The organism is Streptomyces sp. NPDC126497 (assembly GCF_040302425.1).
Taxonomy (GTDB): Bacteria; Actinomycetota; Actinomycetes; order Streptomycetales; family Streptomycetaceae; genus Streptomyces.
Window position 1 is genome coordinate 24,081 of sequence record NZ_JBEORT010000081.1, and the last position, 7,392, is coordinate 31,472.

The window sequence follows — 7,392 nt, forward strand, 5'->3', positions numbered from 1 at the left end:
AGAATCGCGGCAGGGGGCCTGAGAGCCGGCCGGTCCGCGCACCCGGGCACGGGTCCCGCACCGGCCGGCACCGGCGAGTCGAGGAGAAGGTGCGCCATGGCGAGGGCAGCCGAGCGGTCCACGGGTGCGCCGCGGCCCAGTGTCTGGCTGAAGGACAGGGCCCCCCGCGGCGGGCGGGGCGGCGGACAGCCGTCGGGCCTCGACCGGGAGAGGATCACCGGGGTCACCGTGCGGCTGCTGGACGCCGAGGGCCTGGCCGCGTTCTCCATGCGCCGGCTCGCCGCCGAACTGAAGGTGACGGCGATGTCCGTCTACTGGTACGTCGACACCAAGGACGACCTCCTCGAACTCGCCCTGGACCGCGCCTTCGGCGAGCTCACGCTGCCCGACCCGGCCACCGGCGAGGACTGGCGCGACCAGCTGCGCACCCTCGCCCGCGAGTACCGCGCGCTGCTGGTGCGCCACCCCTGGCTGTCGCCGCTGGCCGGGAGGTTCCTCAACGTCGGCCCCAACGCGCTGGGGTTCTCCCAGGTGGTCCAGCAGGTCATCGGCAGGGCCGGGCTGCCGGCGCACGGGGTGACCGGGGCCGTCTCCGCCGTCTTCCAGTTCGTCTACGGCTACGGCACGATCGAGGGCCACTTCCCGGCCCGGGCCGCCGCGGCCGGCGTGACGGCCGACGAGTACCACCGGCACGCCATGAGAGAGGCGACGCGGTCACCGGACGCCTCCGAAGTGATCGAGGAGCCGGCCGGGGCCGGGGAGGCCCGGGGCGGCGACACGGTCGAGGAGATGCCGGAGCGGGACTTCGCCTTCGCGCTGGACCTGCTGGTGGCCGGCATCGAGGCGATGGCGGCCCGCGGCCGGGGGTGAGCGGGAGCGCCCGGACCTACTCCCCTTCGACCAGCCGCGCCGGGAACCCGCCGGTCGCCACCGGACCCCAGCGCTCCGGGGTGATCCGGATGATCGACTTGCCCTGCTTGACCATGGCGGCGCGGTACTCGTCCCAGTCCGGGTGCTCCCCGGCGATGTTCCGGTAGTACTCCACCAGCGGCTCCACGGACTCGGGCGAGTCCACCACCTCGGCGGTGCCGTCGATCTGGACCCACGGCCCGTTCCACTCGTCGCTGAGGACGATCAGGCTCACCCGGGCGTCCCGCTTGGCGTTGCGGGTCTTGGCGCGCTCGGGGTACGTGGAGACCACGATCCGGCCCGAGTCGTCGACCCCGCAGGTCAGCGGCGAACCCTGGGGGCCGCCGTCGGCCCGCCGGGTCAGCAGGATCGCCCGGTGCCGGGGCCGTACGAAGTCCAGCAGCTCGTCGAGGGAGACACGGGTGTTCGTCGCGATGTTGGGTGCCATGGCGTCAGCCTAGGCCGCCATGGCCTCGGGAAGGTTGTCGTACACGGGGACGTCGCGGCGCAGGCCGGTCAGTTCGAGGACGCGGCCGGCCACGCTGTCCGGGAGGGCCACCACGTACACCCGGGTGCCGGGGCACAGGCGTCGGCGCACCTCGTTGATGAGGCGGACGCCCTGGGAGTCCATGAACACCGTCGCGGTGAGGTCGAGGACCAGGACCCGGGGCCGCGGGACGTCACCGGGACGGTTCCGGGAGAGGACGGCGTCGAGGACGTCCCCGGCGTTGGAGGAGTCGATCTCCGGGGGGAACCGGAGCAGTGCGTGCTCGGACGCGTCACGCGGGTCGGAGGGGTTCGGCGGGAAGGTCACGGCGCTCACCTGGCAGATGTGTGTCGTCCGGGATTCCGGCAAGGCCGCTTCCTGACCCGTCCGCCCATTGCACCACGTCGGAGGGCGCCGGTGGAAGCGGACCCGGCGGGGCGACCGGTCCCCGAGGGGGCGATACCGCAGGTCCGGACGTCACCTCAGCGCAACCGAACAGATAGAGTTCTGTGCGTCCTGTGCTCGCAGTCGGGAATGTGCTGCGGAGCTCTCCTGCGCACGGCCGTGGTGCCGTGCACGCCGAAGAGGTTCGTAGTGGATACATCCCAGTTTTCTGATTTGTCCCGCTTTCCGGCCGGGCTGGACCTGGCGGAAGCGCTCACCGAAGCCGCACGGCGACTGCACGGGACCTCCACCCCGGGAAGCACCCTGGACACCGCCGTCCGCCTCGCGGTGGAGCTCGTGCCCGGCGCCGACCACGCGGGCATCTCCGTCGTGGAACGGGACGACCGGCGCTCCGCGGTCGCCTGGACCGACGACGTGGTGCGCACCGCCGAGGAGGGCGACGACCGCGGGGCCGCCGGGCGGCAGCCGTACTGGCACCGCCTGTGGACCGCCCCCGTGGCCGAGGTCGAGGACAGCGAGAACGGCGGGGGCGACGACGCGCTGGCCGGACTCGGTCTGCGTTCCGCGCTGTCGCTGCGGCTGCGGGCCGACCGCCGCCGGCTGACCGTGCTCACCGCCTACGCCCGCAAGCCGCGCGCCTTCGACGAGACCGCGCTGCGGATCGGCCGGCTGTTCACCGCGCACGTCGGCATCGCCCTCGACTCCGCCACCGTGCGCGAACAGCTCACCGAGGCCATGCGCACCCGGGACCTGATCGGCCAGGCCACCGGCATCCTCATGGAGCGCCTGGCCATCGACGCGGCCGGTGCCTTCGACAGCCTGGTGCGGGCCTCGCAGCGGGAGAACGTCAAGCTGCGCGACCTCGCCCGCCGCATCGTCGATCCGCACCACACCCCCTGACGGAGGACGGGGACTCAGGCCGCCGGGAGCGACTCCCCCTGGACGGCCTGGACGTCGAGCTCCACCCGGAGCGTGGTGCCGATGGCCGCGATGCCGGCCTGGACGACCTGGTTGTAGTTCATCGCGAAGTCCTCGCGGCGCAGTTCCGCCGTGGCGCGGAAGGCCGCCCGGGTGCCGCCCCAGGGGTCCGCCCCGGTGCCCAGGTAGGCCAGGTCCAGGTCGACGGGGCGGACGACCCCGCGCATGGCCAGTTCGCCGTGGACGGTCCAGCGGTCGGAGCCCGCCGCGGTCAGGCCGGTGGACCGGTAGGTGATCTCGGGGTGGCGTTCGACGTCCAGGAAGTCCGCGGACCGCAGGTGGGTGTCGCGCATCCCGTTGCCGGTGTCGATGGACGCCGCCCGGATCACCGCCTCGACCCGGGACCGGGCGACGTCGTCCGGCGCGATCTCCACCCTGGCCGCGAACTCGGTGAACCGGCCCCGCACGCTGGAGATGCCCAGGTGCTGGGCGACGGCCGCCACGCTCGAGTGCGCCGGGTCCACGGTCCACGGTCCCGGCGGCGGCAGCTCGGTGCCGCCCTGCCGGGCCAGCGTCACCGTCCCGACCTCGGCCCGCCCGCTCGCGGTGACGATCGCGCTCGCGGCGGCGGGCGCGTACCCGACCGCGGTGACGATCACGGTGTACGCCCCCGGCACCAGCGCGGTGGCGTCCCGGACGGTGCCCTCGGGGTCCGCCTCGGCGCGCAGCACCTGTGCGCCGGTCCCGTCGGTCACCGTGACGACCGCGTGCGACACGGCCCATCCGTCCCGGGTACGGATCCTCGCGGTCAGTGGCATCCCGTTTTCTCCCTTTACATACGTATAAAACGGCCGGATGGGACCGGCCCGTGGCGGGGGCGCGTCTCCGCTACAGGACGCGCCCGCCCGCCACGGGCCGGGGTCTCGCTACTCGCCCGGGTGGGCGAGCTCGATGTCGTGGTCGTCGACACCGGCGCCGGTGACCGTCAGCGCGGTCGCCACCGGCGGGTAGCCCGTGGCGATGACGGTGTACTCGCCGCCGTCCAGATCGGCGAAGGCGTACGCGCCGTCCGCCCCGGTCGTCGCCGTGCCGGCCACGTTGCCCGCCGCGTCGACCAGGGTGACCCGGGCGTCGGCCAGCGGTCCGTGCGGGGCGCGGACCACGCCCCGCACCTGGGCGCCGGTCTCCAGGTCGACCTCGACCCGGGTGACCCCGGCGCCGCCCACCTCGACGGGCAGGGCGCGCGGCCGGTACCCGGCGGCGTTCACCGCCACGGTCACCGTGCCCGGCACCAGCTCGGCGAAGGAGAACTCGCCCTGCTCAGCGGTGCTCCCGGTGGCCAGCAGGTCCCCGCGCACATCGGTGACGATCACCATCGCGTCCGGCACCGGCCGGCCGCCGTCCGCGGCGCGGACCAGTCCGGTCAGTCCACTGGTGCCGCTGAGCAGGACGTCGTAGGCGACCGGTTCGCCGTTCACCACGATCGTGGACGCCTGCGGCTGGTGGCCGTCGGCGGCGGCGATCAGGACGTACGACCCGGCGCCGGGCGCGTCCACCGCGTACCCGCCGTCGGCCTGCGCCACCGAGCGGCCCAGCTGACGCCCGCCCAGCGAGATCAGTGTGACGGCCGCCTGCGGCACGGGTGCGCCGTCGGTTCCGCGCACCACACCGCGCACCGGGATGCCGCCGGGGGCGGACTCCTCCGGGCGGACGACGGTGGCGGACAGCGGCCGGTCGGCCGGGTCCTCGCCGGCCGCCTCGGCGTTGGCGACCGCCGCGGCCGGGGCGGGGGCGCTCCCGGCGGCCGGCGCCGGGGCCGGGTCCTGGGCCGGGGCGTTCTCCTCGGCGGCCTGGGCCAGCGCGCCCGAGGTCCGCAGCGGGACCTCCTTGATGAACAGGGTCACCAGGAAGGCGAGCAGGGCGATCGGGGTGACGTACAGGAAGATGTCGGCGATGCCGTGCCCGTAGGCGCTCTCCAGCCAGGTGCGGATGGACGGGGGCAGCAGGTCCATGTCGGGGATGGTGCCGCTGCCGGAGGCCTTGGCGGCTGCGGCCTGCTCCTGCGGGCTGAGCTGTCCGATGGTGTCCTTGGCGTAGTCGCTGATCCGGCTGGACATGACCGAGCCGAGCACCGAGACGCCCACCGCGCCGCCGAGGGACCGGAAGAAGGTCACCACGGAGGAGGCAGCGCCCAGGTCGCTCGGGGCCACCTGGTTCTGCGTGCACAGGACCAGGTTCTGCATCATCATGCCGACACCGAGGCCCATGAGCGCCATGAAGACGCCGATGTGCCAGTACGGGGTGTCGTAGCGCATGGTGCCCAGCAGGCCCAGGCCCGCCGTCAGCAGCACGCCGCCGGCCAGCAGCCAGCTCTTCCACTTGCCGGTCTTGGTGATGATGATGCCGGAGACCGTGGACGATATGAACAGGCCGCCGATCATCGGGATGGTCATGACGCCCGACATCGTCGGGGACTTGTCCCGGGCCAGCTGGAAGTACTGGCTGAAGTAGACGGTGCCGGCGAACATCGCGATGCCGACGAAGAGCGAGGCCAGCGAGGCCAGGGTGATGGTGCGGTTCCTGAACAGGCGCAGCGGGATGATCGGCTCGCTGGCCCTCGACTCGACGAAGAGGAAGATCAGCGTCAGCACGACCGAGCCGCCGACCATGACGCCGGTCTGCCAGGACATCCAGTCGTACTTGTCGTCGGCGAAGGTGACCCAGACGAGCAGCAGGCAGACGGCCGCGGTGACGAAGAAGGCGCCGGCCCAGTCGACCTTGACCTTCCGCTTGACCACGGGGAGGTTCAGCGTCTTCTGCAGCACGATCAGCGCGATGACCGCGAAGGGCACGCCGACGTAGAGGCACCAGCGCCAGCCGAGCCAGCTGGTGTCGGTGATGACGCCGCCGAGCAGCGGACCGCCGACGGTCGCGACGGCGAAGGTGGCCCCGATGTAGCCGGAGTAGCGGCCGCGCTCGCGCGGGGAGATCATCGCGGCCATGATGATCTGCGCCAGGGCGGACAGACCGCCGCCGCCGAGGCCCTGGATGGCGCGCGCGGTGATCAGCATGCCCGGGTTCTGCGCCAGACCGGCCACGACGGAGCCGATGACGAAGACGACCAGGGCTGACTGGACCAGGATCTTCTTGCTGGTCAGGTCGGCGAGCTTGCCCCACAGGGGGGTGGAGGCGGTCATCGTCAGCAGCGAGGCGGTGACGACCCAGGTGTAGGCGCTCTGGCCGCCGCCGAGGTCGCCCACGATCTCGGGCAGGGCGTTGGTGACGATGGTCGACGACAGGATGGCGCAGAACATGCCGAGCAGCAGCCCGGACAGCGCTTCCATGATCTGCCGATGGGACATCGGAGCGTCCGTGGAGGAGCCTCCCCCGTGCTTGGCATGAGCCCGCACACCGTTCGGTGTGGTCGTTGCCATGGACTTCCTTCTCTTAAGTGCTTGCGGGTGTACGGGTGGTCTGTTCGAGGGCGGGAGATGCCGGGCGGGGGCCCGCACGGCAGTCGCCGAAGCTGTCCCTGAGCCGGGTCATCAGCTGGGCGAGCCGGCCGACCTCGTCGTCGGACCAGTCGTTCAGGCGCTCCGCGAGGAGCTGGGTGGTCCGCCGGAACAACTCGTCGAGCTGGGTCTGGCCGGCGGGGGTGAGGTGCAGGATGCGGGACCGCTTGTCGGCGGGGTCGGGGGACCGTTCGACCCAGCCGCGCTCGGTCAGGTGGGCGGCGTGGCGGCTGGTGACCGACATGTCCACGGAGAGCAGCTCGGCGAGCTTGCTCATGCGCATGTCGCCGTGGCGGCCGAGCAGGGTCAGCACGGCGGCGGATCCGCTGGGACAGTCGGCCGGCATGATCCGGTTCATCTCCCGCTTGACGGCGCCGAAGGCGCTGAACTGCCGCACCAGCTCCTCGTACTGCGCCCGCTCGGCCACGACACCTCCCAGTTGATTGCTTAGGGCAACGATAGGAATGAATGGTTGCTGCAGGCAAACAAAAAGAGGCCTCTCGACCCAAAAACTTGGCAAAGGCAAGTAATCACGAAAGTAAACCCGCAGGTCCGGGCCCTGGCCGCCCCCGGCTGGGCCGTCCGCCGGTCCGGAGGTGTCGTTCCCGTCCCGTCGGGGAGCCGCTTCCCCGGGGCCGGCCCGCTCCGGGCGGAGCCCCTCCGCCCGCCCCCGCTTGGGTGCCCCACCGGGCATTCGCTAGGGTCTCGGGACATGGCTAACTCCCAGGGCCCGCAGGGCAACCACGACCCCGCCGGCAGCACCCAGATGTTCCGCGCGTTCGTCGACGAGGGACCCCAGGACCGGCAGGCCGCCGCGACCGGCGGCGGTCCGCGGATCGGCCTGATCGTCGGCATCGTCGTCGCCGTGGCGGTCGTCGCCGCGGTGGCCTGGCTCGCGCTGAAGTAAGGCGCCCCCGGCCCCGCGCTTCACGTCGGCACACCGGGCCCGCGCCTCACTCCGGTGTGACGGCCCGGTGGCTCGCACCGGCGTGACGGCGGTGGCCCGGCGCGTGCGCGGGCGCCGGAGAACGCGGCGGGGGGCCCGGGGCCCCCCCCCCGGCGCCCCCGCGCCCCCCGCGCCCCCGGGCAGCGCGGGGGGGGCCCGCGCGCCCCCCCCCCCGCGGGCGCCGCCGGCCGCGGAGTGGCCCAGCCCCCCCGGGG

The 7,392-nt window shown here is 73.1% G+C and carries 8 protein-coding genes; 3 read left to right on the forward strand and 5 right to left on the reverse strand.

Annotation, left to right across the window (positions count from 1 at the left end):
* Positions 1–96 precede the first annotated feature (96 nt).
* Positions 97–870 carry a TetR/AcrR family transcriptional regulator gene (locus ABTY20_RS26740; protein WP_351999605.1) on the forward strand — a complete coding sequence of 258 codons (774 nt, stop codon included), beginning with the start codon at positions 97–99 and terminating at the stop codon, positions 868–870.
* Between the two features lie 16 nt (positions 871–886).
* Here the strand turns inward: ABTY20_RS26740 and ABTY20_RS26745 are convergent, their stop codons facing one another.
* A complete protein-coding gene (locus ABTY20_RS26745; RefSeq protein ID WP_351999606.1) occupies positions 887–1,357 on the reverse strand; it encodes a PPOX class F420-dependent oxidoreductase in 471 nt (156 codons plus the stop codon).
* A 9-nt stretch (positions 1,358–1,366) separates the two neighbouring features.
* The gene (locus ABTY20_RS26750) at positions 1,367–1,723 is read right to left on the reverse strand and encodes an STAS domain-containing protein (protein WP_502991893.1); all 357 of its coding nucleotides are present in this window, start codon (positions 1,721–1,723) and stop codon (positions 1,367–1,369) included.
* A gap of 291 nt (positions 1,724–2,014) precedes the next feature.
* On the opposite strand from ABTY20_RS26750, the gene ABTY20_RS26755 reads away from it, so the two are divergent.
* Positions 2,015–2,701: an ANTAR domain-containing protein gene (locus tag ABTY20_RS26755; protein ID WP_351999608.1), complete on the forward strand. Its 687-nt coding sequence runs from the start codon at positions 2,015–2,017 to the stop codon at positions 2,699–2,701.
* A 14-nt stretch (positions 2,702–2,715) separates the two neighbouring features.
* On the opposite strand, the gene ABTY20_RS26760 is transcribed toward ABTY20_RS26755, so the two are convergent.
* From ABTY20_RS26760 to ABTY20_RS26770, 3 genes are all read right to left on the reverse strand, one after another.
* Entirely contained in the window at positions 2,716–3,537 is an 822-nt protein-coding gene (locus ABTY20_RS26760; protein WP_351999609.1) for a YceI family protein, read from the reverse strand.
* A gap of 108 nt (positions 3,538–3,645) precedes the next feature.
* Positions 3,646–6,081 carry an MFS transporter gene (locus ABTY20_RS26765; protein WP_502991894.1) on the reverse strand — a complete coding sequence of 812 codons (2,436 nt, stop codon included), beginning with the start codon at positions 6,079–6,081 and terminating at the stop codon, positions 3,646–3,648.
* An 85-nt stretch (positions 6,082–6,166) separates the two neighbouring features.
* Positions 6,167–6,658: a MarR family winged helix-turn-helix transcriptional regulator gene (locus ABTY20_RS26770; protein ID WP_351999611.1), complete on the reverse strand. Its 492-nt coding sequence runs from the start codon at positions 6,656–6,658 to the stop codon at positions 6,167–6,169.
* Positions 6,659–6,943: 285 nt separating this feature from the next.
* Here ABTY20_RS26770 and ABTY20_RS26775 point away from each other — a divergent pair, with 285 nt between their 5' ends.
* On the forward strand, positions 6,944–7,138 hold the full coding sequence (locus ABTY20_RS26775) for a hypothetical protein (protein ID WP_351999612.1): 195 nt from the start codon (positions 6,944–6,946) through the stop codon (positions 7,136–7,138).
* The last annotated feature ends 254 nt before the right edge of the window (positions 7,139–7,392 follow it).